The organism is Microbulbifer agarilyticus S89, assembly GCF_000220505.1.
In the GTDB taxonomy this organism is placed as follows: domain Bacteria; phylum Pseudomonadota; class Gammaproteobacteria; order Pseudomonadales; family Cellvibrionaceae; genus Microbulbifer; species Microbulbifer agarilyticus_B.
This window is the reverse complement of the sequence record NZ_AFPJ01000037.1, coordinates 113,274-133,461: the sequence shown is the minus strand read 5'-3', so window position 1 is coordinate 133,461 and position 20,188 is coordinate 113,274. Positions and strand designations below refer to the sequence as shown.

The following is a 20,188-nucleotide window of genomic DNA, read 5'->3' as shown; positions in this document are numbered from 1 at the left end:
TCTTGTATTTCTCGCTCGGGCGCAGGCCTTAAAACAGGCTGTGCTGGTCCCCGGATTGCGGGGGCAGGGTGAACTTGCTGCAATCCAGGTTGAGCTTGCGTTCATTCAGGCCCAACTTGCGACAGGTTATCTTAAATCGCTGTTGCAGTAACTGGGCGAATACGCCGTTACCCCGCTGGCGGCTGCCGAATTTACTCTGGTAATCCTTACCGCCGCGGCTCTGTTGCACAATACTCATAACGTGTTGTGCGCGCTCTGGATAGTGCTCCTGCAGCCACTGGCGAAACAGCGGAGCTACTTCAAACGGGAGGCGCAGCAGGATGTAGGCAGCGTGGATGGCACCGGCCTCGTGTGCGCGGGTCAGTATCTGTTCCAGCTCGGCATCGTTCAATGCGGGAATAATCGGGGCGGCCATCACGGCGGTGGGAATGTCCGCGCTGCTCAGGGCCTCAATAATACGCAGCCGTGCATTGGGACCTGCGGTGCGGGGTTCCAGGCGGCGTTTCAGTTCGTTGTCCAGCGTGGTCACACTGATGGCGACGTGGGCCAAATTGTCCTGTGCCATTTCGGCGAGGATGGGCAGGTCGCGCAGAATCAGCTGGCCCTTGGTGACGATGGTTACCGGGTGCTGGTGCTCCTGCAGGGTTTGCAGAATCCGGCGGGTGATTTGCTTGTCTTTTTCCAGCGGCTGGTAGGGGTCGGTGTTGGTCCCCAGAGCAATGGGGCTGCACTGGTATTTGGGCTTGCGCAGTGCCTGCCGCAGAAGCTCGGTGGCGTTCGGTTTATAAAACAGCTGCGTCTCGAAATCCAGCCCCGGGGACAGGTCCATATAGGCATGCGCCGGGCGCGCATAGCAATAGATACAGCCGTGTTCGCAGCCGCGGTAGGGGTTGATGGATTGGCTGAACGGGAGATCCGGGGATTGGTTGGTGGCGATGATCGAACGCGCCTTTTCCTCGATGGCGATGGTTTCGATACGCTCCAGCGGTTCCAGCGTCGTTTCCCAGCCGTCACTCTCACGGCTACTCACCTGGTCGATAAAACGCCCCGCCAGGTTGCTGACGGCACCGCGGCCCTTGAGTTGGCGGATAGGATTACTGGAGGAGTCGTTGGCCACGTGCTTCAGGCTAGGATCTGGTGCTGGATATGGTCTGTATGGATATACAGTTTATTGCCATAGGCTGAGGGGCGCAAGAGCACCGTGCAAGGGCGTGCGGGAGGTCATACAATGACTGGTCAGTACTCTCCATACGTATTTGTGAGGAGTACTCAATAACAGAGACAGTGCAGGGATTAGGGAATGGATCTTCAAGCGGTCGCCGCCATCTACGCATTTGCGGTTAAAGTGCTACAAATTTTCGCCATGCTGTTTGCCTTCGGGCTGGTGGTCCTGGTGCTGTATCTGGTGTACGTGTATCTGGCGGACGTCAGTCAGACCAAGCAGGCGATCCGGCGTAACTTCCCGGTTTTGGGTCGATTTCGCTACCAGTTTGAGCATCTGGGTGAGTTTTTCCGCCAGTACTTCTTCGCGCTCGACCGGGAGGAGATGCCATTTAACCGTGCCCAGCGCAGCTGGGTGTATCGCGCGGCAAAGAATATCGATTCCACCCTCGCGTTTGGCTCCACCCGCCCGCTCAACCAGCCGGGCGATATCGTATTCCTGAATCACCCGTTCCCCACCCTGGCCAAGGATGCGGTACCGGCTCGTGAAATCACTCTGGGGGAGGGTGTGGCGCGCACGCCTTATACCACTCGCTCTATCTTCAATATCTCCGGCATGAGCTTCGGCGCACTGTCGGTCCCCGCGGTAACGGCGCTATCCAAGGGCGCCGCCAAGGCGGGTATCTGGCTCAATACCGGGGAGGGGGGATTGTCTCCCCACCATTTGGTCGGCGGCTGCGACATCGTGTTTCAGGTGGGTACCGCCAAGTATGGTGTGCGCGATGCGGAAGGCAATCTGGATGACGAAAAGCTGCGTGCGGTCGCCAGCCAAGAACAGGTCAAGATGTTCGAGCTGAAACTGTCGCAGGGCGCCAAGCCCGGCAAGGGCGGGATATTGCCGGGCGTGAAGGTGACACCGGAAATCGCGCATGTACGCGGTATCCCGGTAGGCATGGACTCCATCAGCCCCAATGGGCACCCGGAGATCCGCGATGTGGATGGCTTGCTGGATATGATCAATCATATTCGTGAGGTCACCGGCAAACCCACAGGAATAAAATGTGTGATCGGTACCAGCGACTGGCTGCACGACTTGTTCGAGGCGATTTTGCGCCGGGGTGTCGACAGTGCGCCGGACTTTATCAATATCGACAGCGCCGATGGCGGTAGCGGCGCGGCGCCTCAGAGCCTGATGGACTACATGGGGCTACCCTTGAACCGCAGCCTGCCCATGGTGGTGGATCTGGTTGAGGATTACGGGCTGCGTGAGCGGATCAAGATTATCTGTGCGGGCAAGCTACTGACACCGTCGGTGGTGGCGTGGGCGCTGGCCATGGGGGCGGATTTTGTGAATTGCGGGCGCGGGTTTATGTTTGCGCTGGGCTGTATTCAGGCAATGCAATGCAATAAAAACACCTGTCCTACGGGCGTCACCACCCACAATCCGGATCTGCAGCAGGGGCTGGACCCCATGGACAAGGCGGAACGGGTCTACCATTACGCGCGTAACCTCGATTACGAGGTCGGCACCATTGCCCACTCTTGCGGCGTGCCGGAGCCGCGCCAGTTGCGCCGTTCCCATCTGGAGGTCATTGGTGAGCGCGGTGTCGCGGTGCCACTGACGACGCTTGCCTCGCTCGCGGAATCCCGCCCTGTGATTGCGAGCGACCGCAGGAATACGTAAAGCGATCAATAACAAGGAGCACACCGCCATGGAAGGCGTCGTTACCCTGGTTGGCCAGGGCTTGTATATGGCTTCTGCTGCTGTCGCGGGATTGGGTATTGCGCGGATGTTGAAGCGCGACAGTACGCTCGGCTGCCTGATTGCCGGGGTGATTGCCGGCATGCTCCTCCCCATCTTCGATTACGACACCGGCCTGCGGGCAGAGAACCTGCATCAGCTGGTGTTTTTCGTCATCCTGCCGGTGTTGATCTTTGAGTCTGCGTGGAAGATCGACCCGATTATCCTATTTCGCTGGCTGGGGCCGATTCTGTTACTCGCCACCATTGGCGTGCTGATCTGTTGCCTGATTACCGCGGTGCTCGTCTATTACGGGATTCATCACCCCACAGGATTTCCCTGGATTGCGGCGTTTCTTACCGGGGCGATCCTTGCGGCCACCGATCCAGTCAGTGTGGTGGCGCGTTTGCGCCAGAGCGGTGCCGATGACCAGTTGCTGACACTGGTGGAAGGGGAGAGCCTGTTTAACGATGCCGCGGCGATCGTGTTGTTCTCTTTTGCGTTGGGTATTGCCAGTCACAGTGTGATGGAGGGCACGGTGGCCACAGGGGAGTCGCTGTTCGGGTTCGCGAGTTTTTCCCTGTATTTCGTCACCGTGTTTGTCGGTGGGTTGGCGGTGGGCACCATCTGTGGTTTGCTGACCGCCATTGTGATTCTGTTTCTGAAGTCCGCAGGTGCTGCGCTGATGGTGTTGGTGCTGGCGGCATTCGGTAGTTTCTATCTGGCGGAACACGTGGTCGGTGTCTCCGGCATTCTTTCGGTAATGGTATGTGCCATTATCGCGCGTTCCTGTTTGCGCGAGCAGCAGGACACCTATCTAAGCCATGCGGAACCGACCTGGGAGTGGCTGGGGCTGTTTTTCAATGCGCTGATCTTCGTGATTATGGGGCTGGTGATTACGTTCGACATGTTTACCCACCAGTGGCTGGCAATCATTATCGCGATAGTGGCGGCGCTGGTGGCGCGCACGCTGTCGATTTTTTTGGTAGCGCCATTTGCGCGCTTTGTGGGGCCGCCAATTCCCAATTCCTGGCGCATGATTTTAAGCTGGGGCGGGTTGCGCGGTGTGATTGCAGTGGCATTGGTACTGTCACTGCCCACGGAGTTACCTTACTGGTGGACAGTGCAGTCGATGGTCTTTGGTGTGGTGCTGTTTTCCCTGCTGGTGCAGGGTACGACCAGCTCGCGCCTTATCAAGAAACTGGGTGTTTAGGCGCGCTTCAGGATATTTGATAGAACTTTATCGGTTCAATACAGCCGGTTTCGTTTTTATCTTTGTTGTCGTAAAACAGGCGTGCGGCGAGGGCGAGCAGTATTAGGGCGAACACCAGTACGGCGATAACTCTCAGCATTTCTTCATCTCCTTGTGCGAATGCATGGCGCAACGCTTCCGTGCGTGCGCTTGAAGGTTCGTTTCTGGGGCCGCTTAAGCGACTGATTACTGCCAGTTGAGAATCACTTTACCAGATTCCCCAGAGCCCATAGTGTCAAAGCCCTGCTGGAACTGGTCCACGGAGAACTGGTGGGTAATGATAGGTGACAGGTCGAGCCCCGACTGAATCAGGCTGGCCATCTTATACCAGGTCTCGAACATTTCCCGGCCATAAATACCTTTCAATACCAGGCCTTTGAAAATCACCTGGCTCCAGTCGATGGCCATCTCACCCGGGGGAATCCCCAGCATTGCAATCTTGCCACCGTGGTTCATTGCCGACAGCATATCGCGGAAGGCGACGGCGACGCCGGACATTTCCAGGCCCACGTCAAAACCTTCAGTCATGCCGATGTCTTTCATTACATCCGGCAGGTTTTCCTTGCTGACGTTGACGGTGCGGGTTGCGCCCATCTTTGCCGCCAGCTGGAGGCGATAATCGTTGATATCGGTCACCACAACATGACGGGCACCCACGTGGCGGGCAACCGCCGCGGCCATGATGCCGATCGGGCCGGCGCCGGTGATCAGTACGTCTTCGCCCACCAGATCAAACGACAGCGCGGTATGTACCGCGTTGCCAAATGGATCGAAGATCGACGCCAGTTCATCGGAAATGTTGTCGGGAATCTTGAACGCATTCAGCGCGGGGATTACCAGATATTCGGCAAACGCGCCCTGGCGGTCCACACCAACACCGTAAGTGTTGCGGCACAGGTGGCGTCGGCCAGCGCGGCAATTGCGGCAGTGGCCACAGGTGATGTGGCCTTCGCCGGAAACGCGGTCGCCCACATTAAAGCCAGCGACTTCCTGTCCCATACCGACGACTTCGCCCACGTATTCGTGGCCTACGACCATGGGTACCGGAATGGTTTTTTGCGACCATTCGTCCCAGTTGTAGATGTGCATGTCGGTACCGCAAATTGCGGTTTTGCGAATTTTAATCAGCAGGTCATTGTGCCCGGGTTCCGGCACGTCGACGTCCGTCATCCAGATACCTGGTTCGGACTTGAGCTTGGATAGTGCTTTCATAACTCGACTCAAAACTCTCAGCTCAAATAATTTCCAGTTCTTTGCCTACTTCGATAAATGCATCGATGCAGCGGTCCAGTTGCTCGCGGGTGTGCGCGGCAGACATCTGGGTGCGGATACGCGCCTGGCCTTTGGGGACTACCGGGTAGAAGAAGCCCACCACATAGATGCCTTTCTCCAGCATCTTGTCGGCCATTTTCTGGGCCAGTGCGGCGTCGCCGATCATTACTGGAATGATCGCGTGGTCGGCGCCGGCGAGGGTGAAGCCCGCTTCACTCATACGCTTGCGGAAGTACTCGGAGTTTGCCTGCACCTTCTCCCGAAGCTCGCCACCTTCTACCAGCATATCCAGCACCTTGAGGGATGCGGTAACGATGGCGGGGGCAACGGAGTTGGAGAACAGGTAAGGGCGTGAGCGCTGGCGCAGCAGGTCAATGATTTCTTTACGGCCGGAGGTGAAGCCACCGGACGCGCCGCCAAGTGCCTTGCCGAGGGTGCCGGTGATGATGTCGACGCGTTCGACCACATCGCAGTATTCATGGGTGCCACGGCCGTGCTGGCCGAGGAAGCCGACGGCGTGGGAGTCGTCCACCATCACCAGGGCGTTGTATTTGTCGGCTAGGTCGCAGATACCTATCAGGTCGGCAATTACACCGTCCATAGAGAAGACGCCATCGGTGGCGATCAGCTTGGTTCTGGCGCCGGCGGCATCGGCCGCTTTCAGCTGTTCTTCCAGATCGTTCAGGTCGTTGTTGGCGTAGCGGAAGCGCTTGGCCTTGCACAGGCGCACGCCGTCGATGATGGAGGCGTGGTTCAGGGCGTCGGAGATGATGGCATCGTCCGGGCCCAGCAGGGTTTCAAACAGGCCGCCATTGGCATCGAAGCAGGAGGTATACAGGATGGTGTCTTCGGTCTGCAGGAATTCAGAAAGGCGGGATTCCAGCGCCTTGTGGATGTCCTGGGTGCCGCAGATAAAGCGCACGGAGGCCATGCCGAAGCCGTACTGGTCGAGCCCTTCTTTGGCTGCCTGGATCAACTGTGGGTCATTGGCCAGCCCCAAATAGTTGTTGGCGCAGAAGTTCAGTACCTGGGAGTCGTTGTTTACCTGAATCTCGGCGCTTTGCTGAGAGGTGATGATGCGCTCGCGCTTGTAGAGGCCGTCGGCCTCGATCTGCTTCAGTTCGTCGCGCAGGTGCTGGAAAAATTGCTCGGGCTTGGACATGACGTTGTTATTGGCTCCTGTTGTGCTTTTGGCAGTAGGGCGATGTTCCGGGAGGTCTTCCCAATTAACGGCCGCAGCGACGCTGACGTGGGTTCTGGCGTGAGAATAGCCACGTGTGACCAGCCGTAAGTGTAGGCCGGGGAGTCATTAATGACGATTCTCCCCATCCCTGTATTCAGTCGTGTTTATAGCGCCAGTTCGCAGGCCTTGTGGGCCGTGACCGGCGTTTCGCTGGCGCGACAATGGGTAGCGAAGGCCAGCGCCTCTTCCGTTGTGTCGAACAGCAATTGCCACAGCAGTTGTCGATCACTGCGTTTGACCGCCCGGACTGCGGTACGGCAGCGCTGGGAGGCAATCTGGATTTCGATAACGTCGGTACTGGTAAGCTTTAATTCGGACATGTTCCCTCCAAAAGTTCTGGAGGGCTGACGGCGGAAGCGGCGATTCGTCAGTAGTGAAATCGCATCCCGGTTGGATTGCAGTGCTGAAACCTAATTGTTCCAGCGACAGCCCCATCCCCTACACAGCGCTGCACAAGTGCGATGCTATGAAGAGAAACCACCTTGCCCCGGTAGGCAGGTTGGCGTTGGCGTCAGCCACTCTCTTGATGTTCGGGGGCAAAGATAGCGACGTGATTGCGACTCGTCAACCACGTCGCCACTTTTGGGGCGTTCGCAGGCTTTTATGCGGGCAGCTGCACGGATTTCAGTTCAATAAACTCGTCCAGGCCGGCATTGCCAAATTCGCGGCCATTGCCGGAACGCTTCACACCGCCAAATGGCGCATCGTAGTTGAACTCGCCGCCGTTGACGAAGCACAGCCCGGCTTCGAGGCGTCGCACCACCGGCATTGCCGCTTCCGCGTCCTTGGCCCACACGCCGCTGGAAAGTCCGTACTCGGAATCGTTAGCGATGGCGATGGCTTCTTCCATGTCTTTGTACGGGATCATGCAGGTCACCGGGCCGAAGATCTCTTCGCGAGCGATTGCCATATCGTTGTTCACGTCGGCAAATACTGTGGGCTTCACGTAAAAGCCCTGCGCCAGGCCTTCCGGCACTTCGCTGCCGCCGGTTACCAGGCGCGCACCCTCGGCGATGCCCTTGTCGATATAGCTGCGCACAATCTCGCGCTGGCGGGAGGAGGACAAGGGGCCCATAAAGGCATTCTCACCGGTACCGATCGCGACTTCTTCCGCGACCTGCTTGGCAATGGCGACGGCTTCTTCATAGCGCTCTGCGGGTACCAGCATGCGGGTCAACGCGGTACAGGTCTGCCCGGTGTTGATGAATACATCCTCACAGCCCCAGCGCACCGCAGCTTCAAGGTCGGCGTCAGGGGTGATGATGAACGGCGATTTGCCGCCCAATTCCTGGGTCACACGCTTGACGGTCGGTGCGGCACTTTTCGCCACTTCGATACCGGCGCGGGTAGAGCCGGTAAACGAGACCATGTCGATATCCACGTGGCTGGACAGGGCCGCACCCACGATGGGGCCGGCACCAGGCACCAGGTTGAATACACCGGCCGGCACGCCCGCGGCGTCGATGATTTCCGCCATCACGTAATCCTGCAGCGGCGTCATCTCTGACGGCTTCTGGATCATGGTGCAGCCAGCGGCCAGTGCGGGGGCTACCTTGCCTACAAACTGATGCAGGGGATAGTTCCACGGGGTGATAAACCCGCACACGCCCACAGGGTCTTTCATCACCACTGAGTGCGCGGCTTTTTCGGTTTCCTCCATTAGCGCGGCGCGGTCCGCGTAATAGCGCATGGAGTAAATGGGGCCATCCACATGCAGCCATTCGGCGATATGCGCCGGACAGCCCAGTGCCTCGGAAACCGCGGCAACCAGATCCTGTTTGCGCGCTTCCATGCCGTCGGCAATGGCGTGCATCAGTGCCTGGCGTTTGGCCGCGCGGCTGTGCCGCCACTCTTTAAACGCCGCTTTGGCTGCCGCCACGGCGTCGTCCACATCTTCCATGGAGCCCTGGATGACTTCGCACAGGGTCTCCTCGGTGGCCGGGTTGATCACCGGGTGCAGGCTGCCGCCTTTGGAATCGCGCCACTCGCCATTGATGTAAAGTTTTTGCGTCGGTAATGCTTTCAGATCTGTCATGTTGTGTTCGCAGTCCTAGTAAATCCCTGAATTTTTCTGCGTGCCCGCCGTCAGGACGGTGCAGTAATCTCGATGAGCGTCGGTCCCTTGCGCGCAAAGGCATTGGCCACCGCTTCGCTCAACTGTTCCGGGCTGTCGATACGACAGCCTTCCGCGCCAAACGAGCGCGCGAGGCCGACAAAGTCCGGCGCGTGCAGGTTCACACCTTCCTGTTCAACCGCAGCCTCGTCCATAAAATCGCGAATTTCACCGTAGCCACTGTTGTTCCACACCAGAATTGGCAGTGACAGTTTTTGCTCAACGGCGGCGGCCAGTTCCCCGAGAGTAAACATGATGCCACCGTCACCAATCAAGCCAATTACCGGGCGCGGGCTGGCCAGCGCGGCGCCGATGGCCGCGGGCAGGGCGAAGCCCAGGGTGCCATAGCCTGTCGTGCAGGTGATGTGGCTGCGCGGCTCAAACAGGCGCAAAGCGTGGTTGGTGTTATACGCCAGCTGCGTGGAGTCGGTAACAAAAATACCATTTTCCGGCAGCGCATCGCGCAGCGCCTGTACCCAGGGGTAGCGGCCTTCGGATCCCGGCCACCATTCATTGCGACAGCCGCGCAGCAGTTCTTCTATCTCGGTTGCGGTTTGCTGCTGCGCTTTTGTGTTGTCCTTTGCGGGCAAAGCATCCAGCAATTGTTGCAGGCTAGCCTTTGCGTCTGCGCAGATTGCCAGGTCCGGGTTGGCGTTGCACACCAGCTGGGCCGGGTCCAGATCCACGCGGATCAGTTTGCCATTAAAGGCATAGTTCTCGCGTACCAAATTGCGATCGGTCTCCGCCAGTTCCGTCGCAACTGCCAGTACCACATCGGCATTTTCGATGCGCTCGCGCACGTTGGAAAAACTCAGGTTGGCGCCGCCGCATAACGGGTGACGCTCATCCACGATACCTTTGGCGGCGAGGGACTGGAACACCGGTGCTGCCAGTTTCTCTGCCAGCGCGGTGGCCTCTTTGCCCGCTTCCTGGGCACCACCGCCAAGCAGGATAACCGGGTTTTTCGCGCCAGCGAGCCATTTGGCTGCGGTCGCAACGGTATCGGCGGGCGCGGCAGGCAACGCTGTCGGCGCTACCGCGCGATAGTCCGCGAGCGGACGCTGCATCGTGGCAGGGAACAGATCGATAGGGATCTCGATGTGCACCGGGCCCGGGCGCGGGGCGTGCATGACTTGAAATGCGCGCGCCAGGGTCTCTGGCAACTGCTCCGCGCTCGTCACCGCGTGCTGCCAGACACAGAAGCCGCGCGTTACGTCTTGTTGGCGTGGCAGCTCGTGCAGACGGCCGCGGCCGGTACCGAGGTCTTCGCGGCGGTTGACGGCACTGATCACGAGCATCGGGATAGAGTCGGAAAACGCTTGCGCCATCGCGGTGGCGGCATTGGTTACCCCGGGGCCCGTGATCAGAAAACATACGCCGGGTTTGCCACTGGCGCGGGCATAGCCATCGGCCATAAATGCAGCACCCTGTTCATGGCGAGGCGTGATATGGATCAGGCCACTGCCGGGGAGCCCTCGATATAGTTCGATGGTGTGTACACCGGGGATACCGAATACGGTGTCTACCTCGTACTGGCGAAGCAGGTGCATCAGTACCTGGGCACAACTGGGCAGGGGCTGCGGAGCAGTTGATGAAGAAGCCGTGTTTTGTGAAGCAGCGGAAGACATTCTTTTATCCTGTTCTTCTTTACTTAGTTTGCAGGTGCTTGGATAGCGTGTGTTAGTCGTGATCGAACAGCTTTGGGCTGGTCAAACGGTCCCCGGGCTCGCTATCGAATGCAGCGAGACTAGTCGCGCTCCGAGTGCTCCGCAAGCACCCGCAGAGTCTGCTTCCCTGTGACGGAAAACGCAGGAAAATTGAGAAAGGGCACCTTTGGCGACAGGATATTTGTAATAAGTGGCTCTGGTGGTCAGTAGTGGCGAGGTAAGGTTGGTGCACTTCTCCAGCAGGTGGGCAGCGAGTAGGCAGTAGGTTGGGTGGGGATGGCTGTTTAAACAGCGTACACTTGCCAAAGTTTTTGAACCAAGTGATCCAGAGAGATCTTGATCCAGTAAGAAGTTGTAAAGGATGTGACAGCGATGGAAATCGACCAGTGGCGTAGAGAGTATTTACAGGGCGGCCTGGAGCGAGGCGACCTGGCGGATGGCCCCATACAGCAATTTCGCAATTGGCTTGAGGAGGCGGTGAAGGCGGATATTTCCGACCCCAGCGCAATGTGTCTGAGCACGGCCGATGCCGGCGGTCAGCCCTCTCAGCGGATTGTGCTGCTAAAGGGGTTCGATGATGCCGGCTTTGTTTTCTACACCAACCTGAAAAGCCAGAAGGCTTGGGATATTACCGCTAACCCGAAGGTTTCATTGCTGTTTCCTTGGCACTTTCTGGAGCGTCAGGTAATTGTGCGCGGTGAGGCGCAACAGCTGGCGGAGGCCGAGGCAGATGCGTACTTTGCCAGCCGTCCCCGTGAAAGCCAGATAGCAGCCTGGGCCTCGCACCAAAGTGATGCAATTGTCTCCCGCGAGGTATTGGAAGAGCAGTTTGCCGCGTGCGAGAAGAAGTTCGAAGGCGTTGAGGTTCCGCGACCTGAATTCTGGGGAGGTTATCGGGTTGTGCCGCACGCTGTGGAATTTTGGCAGGGTCGCGCATCGCGTCTGCATGATCGCCTGATCTACCGCGCGTTGGAGGGTGGCGAGTGGCAGGTCGAAAGGCTAAGCCCCTGAGCACGACAAGCTTGGTTGGCACCAGCTGCATGTGATTGTTGAGCCGATTTTGCATTTGGCTTGTGCTGTGTGCCGCTCGCCGGTTATTTGCCACGGTAATTTTTATTATTGATGGCAACGATAAGGTGGTTTGCGAAACGTTACCCAGAGACTCACGCTTTTTGGCCGGATGCTACCTGGGAATGGAAATGGAGAAGGAACGAAACAGTTTTTCGATTCTGGCGATATGTGACGAGTTGGTCACGTAATCGCCTTGGTTGTTGCGACTTTGTATTTGCCTTTTTTGCGATAGAGAGAATGAATTTCTCGATATGTTAGGGCTTTTGCAATAGTCCAACCTCTTGTAACCTTTTGGTTGTCCGCGCTTGTTTTTCAGGTGTGACCATTTTTGAGCACGGTTGCTGACCTCTGCTATCGGTGGTTTCTGAAGAGGTCGCTGTGGTTCTGTTGCTGCAAATTACATAAAAATAACTTAGTGCAATGGAGAGAAAACATGGGAAGTCAAACTGACGGTACCGCGTCCAAGTCCTTTCGTTTGAACACTGCCAATGGCAAAAGCAGGAATCTGGTGCTGGCTTCGGCCTGCTCGCTGGCTGCTTTGTCACTGGCGTGTGGTGTGGGTAGTGTGCAAGCTGCCGCAGCGGAAGGTTCTGTCAGTACCTTAATGGATGAAGTCCAGGTTACTGCGCGTAAGCGCGCGGAAGCTGAGATGCTGCAGGAAGTACCTGTAGCCGCTACCGCATACTCTGGCGATCAACTGGAAGCGCTGCAGACTCGCGATCTGCAAAGCCTTTCCTTCAAGATGCCGAACGTTCAACTGGACGATATCGGTACCGTTAAGAACACCGCGAACTTCACCGTGCGCGGCCTTGGTGTGAACAGCTCAATCCCCTCCATTGACCCTACTGTCGGCGTGTTTGTCGATGGTATGTATATGGGTGTTAACGCTGGGGTTGTGACGGACATGTTTGACCTCGAAGGCATCGAGGTTCTGCGTGGACCACAGGGCCTGCTGTTTGGCCGCAACGTGACCGGTGGTGCTGTGGTCATCAAGACCGCACGCCCCACCGAAGAGTTCACCAGCAAGTTCAAAGTCTCTACCACCGACAACCTCGACACAGTGGTGGCCGCCAATGTAAACGGCGCCATCTCCGACACCGTCAATGGCCGTGTAACCGTTTACTACAACGATGATCAGGGCTGGTTTGAGAATGTCGCTACCGGCAATGACAACGCCGGGGCCTCCCAGAGCTGGTTTATTCGCCCCAGTTTCAGCGTTGACCTGAGCGAGTCCTCCGAGCTTCTAGTGCGCATGGAGCACGGCAAGATGGATTCCGATGGCGTCGTCGCGCAAAACCGTGGCCAGGCAATCTTTGGCCCCGACGGCTCCCTGGTTGCGCCCGGTGCGCAGCAGATTGCCGGCCTCTTTGGGATCACTGACTGGGACAACAGCGGCGACTCTTTCGAAGTAGCTCAGGACGAAGAGGGGTTCCAGGACGACGAATGGACCCAAGTCATTACCGAGTACAACCACGACGTGGCATTCGGCAACGGTACCATCACCAATATTCTCGCCTGGCGTGAGTACAGCGCAATTGGTCTCGGTGATATCGATTCCCTGCCTATTACTGCTTTCCACGCCAACACTAGCGTCGATCAAAGCCAGATCTCTAATGAGCTGCGCTATGCGGGCCGTTTTGGCTCCACTGCCATTACTACAGGTCTTTACTGGTTTAGCCAGGATCTGGAGTATTTTGAAAACCGCCTGCTGCCGTTGAACGGCCTGGATATCACTGGTGGTGGTCTGCAGGATCACGAGGCCATGGGCATCTTCGCCCAGGCGGATATCGACCTCAACGAGGACTGGATTCTGACGCTGGGTGGCCGCTACTCAATGGAAGAGAAGGATGCGCAGGTAGCAACCATCAACCCGGTTGTGGCTGCGACCACCATGTGTCAGCTGGGTGGCTGCGCGGTATACGACTTCAATAACAGTGAAGATTGGAATGCCTTCACCCCGAAAGTCGGCCTGCAGTGGAACTTGGCGGATAATGCCCAGCTCTACAGCTACTGGACCAAAGGCTTCCGCAGCGGTGGTTACAATATGCGTAATACCGGCCTGCTGTATCAGCCGGGCCCCACCGACCAGGAAGAACAGACCAGCTTCGAAATTGGTGGTAAAGCCGATTGGTTTGATGGAAGTGTGCGCACCAACTTCGCACTGTTCCACAACACCATCGACGATATGCAGCGTGAGGAAAACCTGGCAGACCCGGTTTTCTCTGTGGTTCAGTACATTCGTAACACGGCTGATGCAACCATTCAGGGTGCTGAGTTTGAGGCCATGGCTGCGGCCACCGATAACCTGCTGTTCACCATGAACGTTGGTTATGTGGATGGCGAGTACGACTCCGTGCGCGGTGATATCAGCGGCGACGGTGTGGTAGACGCAATCGACCTGGGATTGGATATCCCGCGCCTTGCGCCATGGACTTACGGTGTGGGTGTTGTACACGATTTGCAGCTGGGTAACCTCGGTATACTCACCTCACGTGTGAACTTCAACCATCGCGATGCATCTCCATATACCGACAACAACCTCGGTATGTTGTCAGAGGCGGATATGCTGGATCTGAGTTTCGGCTTTGTGCCAGACTCCGGCAGCTATCGCGTGTCAATGTTTGGCAAAAACATCCTGGATGAAGTGACCGAAGGTAACAACACGCAGTTGCCTGCGACGCTCGGAGGCATGGGTGCCAGCTTTACGCCGCTCAACAAAGGGCGCGTTATTGGGGTGGAGCTGACGTACGAGCTCTAATCAGCCTCAAACGAAAAGCCCGGCATCGCCGGGCTTTTTTTATTTTAAAACCAAGGAAAATACATGCGCTTTATTGATCTGCCAGAACATGGTGGCCCGGAGAAGATGGTGCTCGCGCAGGGGGATAAACCTGCGGCAGCACGAGGCGAAGTGTTAATCCGGGTCGCAGCCGCCGGGGTCAACCGCCCGGATATCGTGCAGCGCGCGGGCTTCTATCCACCGCCGCCGGGAGCTTCGCCGGTGCTTGGGTTGGAAGTGGCCGGGGAGGTCATTTCTGTTGGCGAAGGCGTACAGCGCTGGAACGTGGGTGACCGCGTTTGTGCACTCACCAATGGCGGAGGCTATGCAGAATATGCGGTGGCGCCCGAAGGGCAGTGCCTGCCGATACCCAACGGGTTGAGCGATATAGAGGCCGCCGCATTACCGGAAACCTTTTTTACCGTATGGAGCAACCTGATACATCGGGCGCAGTTGCGCGAGGGCGAAGTTCTGCTGGTGCATGGCGGGTCGTCGGGTATTGGCACCACGGCAATTCAAATCGCCGTAAACCTTGGGGTTCGCGTGATCGCCACCGCGGGCAGTAAGGAAAAGTGTGCCGCCTGTGAGCAGCTCGGCGCCGAGCTTGCAATCAACTACCGCGAACAGGATTTTGTGGCCGCGGTGAATTCGGCAACCGATGGCAGAGGCGCAGACGTCATCCTCGACATGGTGGGTGGCGACTATGTGGATCGCAATATCCAGTGCGCCGCGCGGGACGGCCGCATTGTGAATATCGCATTCCTGCAAGGGGCAAAAGTCGAGGTTAACCTGCTGCCGGTGATGCTCAAGCGATTGACCCTTACTGGTTCAACCTTGCGGCCCCAGCCTCCAGAAGTGAAAGCGGCGATTGCCCGCGATCTGTGCGAACAGGTCTGGCCGAAGATTGCGGCGGGCAACATACGTCCGCTGATTGCCGCCAGTTTTCCGCTGGCTGATGTGGCAGAGGCACATCGTTTGATGGAGTCCAGCCACCATATCGGCAAGATCGTGTTAACCCTGTGATTTGGTGATCGTTTTTCATCCGTGCGGTACCAGCGTGGGACCGCACGGATATCACTCCACAATCGCAGAAATATTCCCCTCGGCCAGCTTGGCCTGAATCCGCTGCCCACTGCGGGTATCTGAGGCGCGGCGGATAACGCGTTGTTGTTCATCCTGGACGATGGCGTAGCCGCGCTCGAGCACCGCGAGCGGACTGACACTGTGGAGCAGTTGGGCACTGTGCGCACTTTGCTCGCGCTTGTGCTGCAGCAAAACCTTGATCGATTTGTTCAGTTGCAGCTTGTGCTGCGCGAGTTGCAACTGCGCCTGTTCCAGTCGGTGGCGCGGGTGCACACGGGTCAGCGCTTTTTCCAATTGCGTCAATCGTTGCGCATTGGTTTGCGCACGGTTGTGTACCGCGGTGTGCAGGCGCATCTCCAGGTGATCCAGGCGCTGAGCGCGATTTTGCAACTGCTCTCGCGGGTGTCGGATGCGGTTGCTTACCAGTTGCACGTGTTGTCGCAAATGGCGTAACTGCAGTGCCATGGCGCGGACCAGTTGCGCACGTGCGCCATCAATTTCCTCGCGCAGTGCCGCGGCGTTGGCGCTGGCGATTTCCGCTGCGGCCGATGGGGTCGGTGCGCGTACGTCAGCCACTAGGTCCGCGATGGTGTTGTCGGTTTCATGGCCAACCGCGGAAATAGTCGGGATAGGGCAGGCGGCCAGCGCGCGGGCGACGATCTCTTCATTGAATGCCCACAGGTCCTCCAGCGAGCCGCCGCCACGCCCCACAATCAGTAGGTCGTGGCGTTGCAGACGCCCGGCGAGCGCAATGGCGTTGGCAATCTGCTGGGCGGCACCCTGTCCCTGGACCGCAACCGGAATGAGCTCGACGTTCGCTGCGGGATAGCGGCGCCCGAGCACCTGGATCATATCCCGCACGGCGGCGCCGGTCGGCGAGGTGATGATGCCAATGGTGGTGGGCAGGTAGGGCAGGGGCTTTTGCCGAGTCAGCTCGAACAGTCCCTCCGCTTGTAATTTGGCCTTGAGTTCCTCCAGCTGGCGCATCAGTGCGCCGAAGCCGGCTTCTTCCAGATGCTCGATGATCAGCTGAAATTCACCGCGCCCCTCGTACAGGCTAACCCGCGCCCGGGCCAATACCTCACGCCCGTTGCCCGGTTGGAAGCGCACGTTGCGGTTGCGCCCGCGGAACATGGCGCAGCGGACCTGGGCTCGCGCATCCTTGAGGGTGAAATACCAGTGGCCCGAGCTGGGCGCAGCGAAGTTGGAGATTTCACCGCCTACCCACAGAAGCGGGACGCTACCCTCCAAGAGCTGCTTCACTTCCCGGTTCAGTTCACTCACGGTCATCACGGGACGGCCGTCGGTGGGGAGAGGATTGGGGGCGCCGGGCGGATTGTTGAGCATTTCAGCCTCTTGTGGGGTGAGTTGGGCGGCCAATATTGCAGGGATGAGCAGTCAGGTAAAGGGAATTGCCATTCCAGTGTAAATAGTCTTTTGTTTCCGCGAGGGTTGCGGCTATAATCGCGCCGATACCCATTCCCGCTCCTTTGAGGTTTGAGTGTCCATGTCTGAATCTCTGCGTATAGCACGCGAAGCCCTCACTTTTGACGACGTCCTACTTGTGCCCGGATATTCCGAGGTTACGGCGAAAGACGTTTCCCTGAAGACAAAACTGTCTCGCAACATCACCCTGAATATTCCGCTGGTGTCCGCCGCTATGGATACCGTGACCGAGTCGCGCCTGGCCATTGCGTTGGCCCAGGAAGGCGGTATCGGCATTATTCACAAGAGCATGTCTATTGAAGAACAGGCTCTGGCGGTACGCGCGGTGAAAAAATTTGAAGCCGGTGTGGTAAAGGATCCGATCACCATCGAATCCGACGCCACCCTGCGCGAACTGATCGCGCTCACCAGCCACCACAACATTTCCGGCGTGCCGGTGATGGAGAAGGGTGACCTGGTAGGTATCGTGACTAGCCGCGACGTGCGTTTCCAGACCAACCTGGAACTGCCGGTGGCCCAGGTCATGACGCCGAAAGAGCGTCTGGTGACGTGCGACGAAGGCGCATCACCGGAAGAAGTACGCGAACTGCTGCACAAACACCGCATCGAAAAGGTGCTGGTGGTCAATAGCAGTTTCCAGCTGCGCGGCCTGATTACTGTTACCGACTACAACAAGGCGGAGCAGTACCCGAATTCCTGTAAAGATGCCGATGGCCGCCTGCGTGTGGGTGCCTCTGTCGGCACCAGCCCGGATACCGACGACCGCGTGGCGGCCCTGGTAGAAGCCGGTGTCGACGTGCTGGTCGTGGATACTGCCCACGGCCATAGTAAGAACGTGATTGATCGCGTTCGTCGTATCAAGGAAATGCATCCGCAAGTCGACGTAATCGGCGGCAACATTGCCACCGGTGCAGCGGCGAAGGCCCTGGTAGAAGCAGGCGCTGATGCGGTGAAAGTGGGCATTGGCCCGGGTTCCATCTGTACCACGCGTATCGTGACCGGTATCGGTGTTCCGCAGGTGACCGCGATTGCCGAAGTCGCGGCCGCATTGGCCGATAGCGGTGTGCCGCTGATCGCCGATGGCGGTATCCGTTTCTCTGGAGATATCTCCAAGGCGATCGCTGCCGGTGCTTATTCTGTCATGATGGGCTCCATGTTCGCCGGTACCGAAGAGGCGCCGGGCGAGGTTGAGCTGTATCAGGGCCGTACCTACAAGTCTTACCGTGGTATGGGTTCCCTCGGCGCTATGTCGCGCACCCAGGGTTCCTCCGACCGCTACTTCCAGGACGCCAGCAAAGGCGCGGAGAAGCTGGTGCCGGAAGGCATTGAAGGTCGCGTACCGTACAAGGGCCCGATTTCCGCAATCGTGCACCAGATGATGGGTGGCCTGCGCTCCGCGATGGGCTATACCGGCAGTCTGGATATGGAAATTATGCGCACCAAGCCGGAATTTGTGCGGGTAACTGCTGCAGGCATGGGCGAATCTCATGTACACGATGTGCAGATTACCAAGGAAGCGCCTAACTACCCGGTAGGTGGCCGTTAATTCCTGTACACAAGTTTGTGTCCTGAAGAAATAGAAGTGCACTTTTAAGTGAACCGCAAACGGACCTCTCAAGGTCCGTTTGCCGTTTATATAACCGTTACGAGTAAGTCATGAGCCAAGACATCCATTCCAGCCGAATTCTGATCCTCGACTTTGGATCTCAGTACACCCAGCTGATTGCCCGTCGCGTGCGCGAGTTGGGGGTTTTCTCCGAAATTCGCGCGTTCGACATGACCGACGAAGAGATTCGCGAGTACAACCCCAAGGGCGTAATTCTTGCCGGTGGCCCCGAGTCGGTGCCGGAAGCGGGTTCACCGCGCGCGCCGCAGGCGGTATTTGAGCTGGGCGTACCGGTTCTGGGTATTTGCTACGGCATGCAAACCATGGCGCACCAGCTGGGTGGCGCGGTGGAAGGCAGTGATGTGCGTGAATTCGGTTACGCACAAGTAAAGGTGGAAGGGGAGTCTGCGCTGCTGCACGACATCAAGGACCACCTGGATGACGCCGGCAGCGCGCTGCTGGACGTGTGGATGAGCCACGGTGACAAAGTGGTAAAAATGCCGCAAGGCTTTGAGCTGATGGCATCGACCCCGTCCTGCCCGATTGCCGGTATGTACAACGCGGAGAAAAACTTCTTCGGTGTGCAGTTCCACCCGGAAGTCACCCACACCCTGCAGGGCACCCGCATCTACGAACATTTCGTGATTGGCCTGTGCGGCTGTGAAAAGCTGTGGACGCCGGCCAATATTATCGAAGACTCCATAGCCAAGGTGCGTGAGCAGGTGGGCGACGCCAAAGTGCTGTTGGGCCTGTCTGGGGGTGTCGACAGCTCCGTTGTGGCGGCGTTGCTGCACAAAGCCATCGGTGATCAGCTGACCTGTGTATTCGTGGATAACGGCCTGCTGCGTAAAAACGAAGGCGACCAGGTCATGCAGATGTTCGCCGACAACATGGGCGTACGCGTGATCCGCAGCGATGCAGAAGAAGCATTTTTGTCCCGCCTTGCCGGTGTGGACGAGCCGGAAGCCAAGCGCAAGATCATCGGTAACACCTTTATCGAAATATTCGACAAGGAAGCCACCAAGCTCAAGGATGTGAAGTTCCTCGCGCAGGGCACCATTTACCCGGACGTGATCGAGTCTGCCGCCGCTAAAACCGGCAAGGCGCACGTGATCAAGTCACACCACAATGTGGGCGGTTTGCCGGAAGATATGGCGTTCGAACTGGTCGAGCCACTGCGCGAACTGTTCAAAGACGAAGTGCGTAAGATCGGCCTGGAACTGGGCCTGCCGTACGACATGGTCTACCGCCACCCATTCCCGGGGCCGGGCCTGGGGGTGCGCATCCTGGGTGAAGTGAAAAAAGAGTACGCGGATATCCTGCGGGAAGCCGATGCGATCTTCATTGAGGAGCTGCACAACGCGGATTGGTACCACAAAACCAGTCAGGCGTTTGTCGTGTTCCTGCCGGTGAAATCAGTGGGCGTGGTTGGCGATGGCCGTCGTTATGAGTATGTGGTTGCACTGCGGGCGGTGGAAACCGTGGACTTTATGACCGCGCGTTGGGCGCATCTGCCATATGAACTTATCGAGAAAGTCTCCAACCGCATCATCAACGAGATCGAACATATCTCGCGTGTGGCCTACGACGTATCCAGTAAGCCGCCGGCTACCATTGAGTGGGAATGATCGCTCGATAAGCTGCGTAAAGTGCCGTACTGCTGGGAGGCAGAGGGCACTTTGTGCGGCGGCCGCGATGGCCTGCTAATGCCGTGGTGCTGGCCTGAGCCAGCGCCAATCATCCACAAATCCTATCCA

The 20,188-nt window shown here is 57.9% G+C and carries 15 protein-coding genes; 7 read left to right on the top strand and 8 right to left on the bottom strand.

Annotated elements, in window-relative coordinates; genetic code table 11:
* Positions 1–28 precede the first annotated feature (28 nt).
* On the bottom strand, positions 29–1,117 hold the full coding sequence (locus AS89_RS0112540; protein ID WP_010133014.1) for a PA0069 family radical SAM protein: 1,089 nt from the start codon (positions 1,115–1,117) through the stop codon (positions 29–31).
* 183 nt (positions 1,118–1,300) lie between these two features.
* Here AS89_RS0112540 and AS89_RS0112535 point away from each other — a divergent pair, with 183 nt between their 5' ends.
* Complete coding sequence (locus AS89_RS0112535) at positions 1,301–2,845, top strand: FMN-binding glutamate synthase family protein (protein WP_010133012.1); 1,545 nt, start codon at positions 1,301–1,303, stop codon at positions 2,843–2,845.
* 28 nt (positions 2,846–2,873) lie between these two features.
* A complete protein-coding gene (locus tag AS89_RS0112530) occupies positions 2,874–4,115 on the top strand; it encodes a cation:proton antiporter (RefSeq protein ID WP_010133011.1) in 1,242 nt (413 codons plus the stop codon).
* Positions 4,116–4,122: 7 nt separating this feature from the next.
* On the opposite strand, the gene AS89_RS19020 is transcribed toward AS89_RS0112530, so the two are convergent.
* From AS89_RS19020 to AS89_RS0112500, 6 genes are all read right to left on the bottom strand, one after another.
* Positions 4,123–4,254, bottom strand: coding sequence for a hypothetical protein (locus AS89_RS19020; protein WP_258165060.1), 132 nt, complete (start codon positions 4,252–4,254; stop codon positions 4,123–4,125).
* An 86-nt stretch (positions 4,255–4,340) separates the two neighbouring features.
* Positions 4,341–5,366, bottom strand: a complete 1,026-nt coding sequence (tdh, locus tag AS89_RS0112520; protein WP_010133010.1) for an L-threonine 3-dehydrogenase — start codon at positions 5,364–5,366, stop codon at positions 4,341–4,343.
* A 22-nt stretch (positions 5,367–5,388) separates the two neighbouring features.
* Positions 5,389–6,588 (bottom strand): glycine C-acetyltransferase, encoded by a 1,200-nt coding sequence (locus AS89_RS0112515; RefSeq protein WP_010133009.1) that lies wholly within the window; start codon positions 6,586–6,588, stop codon positions 5,389–5,391.
* Positions 6,589–6,773: 185 nt separating this feature from the next.
* Positions 6,774–6,989 (bottom strand): hypothetical protein, encoded by a 216-nt coding sequence (locus tag AS89_RS0112510; protein ID WP_010133008.1) that lies wholly within the window; start codon positions 6,987–6,989, stop codon positions 6,774–6,776.
* 281 nt (positions 6,990–7,270) lie between these two features.
* Positions 7,271–8,704, bottom strand: coding sequence for an aldehyde dehydrogenase family protein (locus tag AS89_RS0112505; RefSeq protein WP_010133007.1), 1,434 nt, complete (start codon positions 8,702–8,704; stop codon positions 7,271–7,273).
* Between the two features lie 50 nt (positions 8,705–8,754).
* Positions 8,755–10,410, bottom strand: coding sequence for a 5-guanidino-2-oxopentanoate decarboxylase (locus AS89_RS0112500; RefSeq protein WP_050901695.1), 1,656 nt, complete (start codon positions 10,408–10,410; stop codon positions 8,755–8,757).
* A gap of 411 nt (positions 10,411–10,821) precedes the next feature.
* Here AS89_RS0112500 and pdxH point away from each other — a divergent pair, with 411 nt between their 5' ends.
* From pdxH to AS89_RS0112485, 3 genes are all read left to right on the top strand, one after another.
* Entirely contained in the window at positions 10,822–11,460 is a 639-nt protein-coding gene (gene pdxH / locus AS89_RS0112495) for a pyridoxamine 5'-phosphate oxidase (RefSeq protein ID WP_010133005.1), read from the top strand.
* Between the two features lie 493 nt (positions 11,461–11,953).
* Positions 11,954–14,278, top strand: a complete 2,325-nt coding sequence (locus AS89_RS0112490; protein ID WP_010133004.1) for a TonB-dependent receptor — start codon at positions 11,954–11,956, stop codon at positions 14,276–14,278.
* A 63-nt stretch (positions 14,279–14,341) separates the two neighbouring features.
* On the top strand, positions 14,342–15,319 hold the full coding sequence (locus AS89_RS0112485; RefSeq protein WP_010133003.1) for an NAD(P)H-quinone oxidoreductase: 978 nt from the start codon (positions 14,342–14,344) through the stop codon (positions 15,317–15,319).
* A gap of 51 nt (positions 15,320–15,370) precedes the next feature.
* Here the strand turns inward: AS89_RS0112485 and xseA are convergent, their stop codons facing one another.
* Positions 15,371–16,726, bottom strand: a complete 1,356-nt coding sequence (xseA, locus tag AS89_RS0112480; protein WP_010133002.1) for an exodeoxyribonuclease VII large subunit — start codon at positions 16,724–16,726, stop codon at positions 15,371–15,373.
* 160 nt (positions 16,727–16,886) lie between these two features.
* Here xseA and guaB point away from each other — a divergent pair, with 160 nt between their 5' ends.
* A complete protein-coding gene (gene guaB / locus AS89_RS0112475) occupies positions 16,887–18,371 on the top strand; it encodes an IMP dehydrogenase (RefSeq protein ID WP_010133001.1) in 1,485 nt (494 codons plus the stop codon).
* 110 nt (positions 18,372–18,481) lie between these two features.
* Positions 18,482–20,059 (top strand): glutamine-hydrolyzing GMP synthase, encoded by a 1,578-nt coding sequence (guaA, locus tag AS89_RS0112470; RefSeq protein WP_010133000.1) that lies wholly within the window; start codon positions 18,482–18,484, stop codon positions 20,057–20,059.
* Positions 20,060–20,188: the final 129 nt, after the last annotated feature.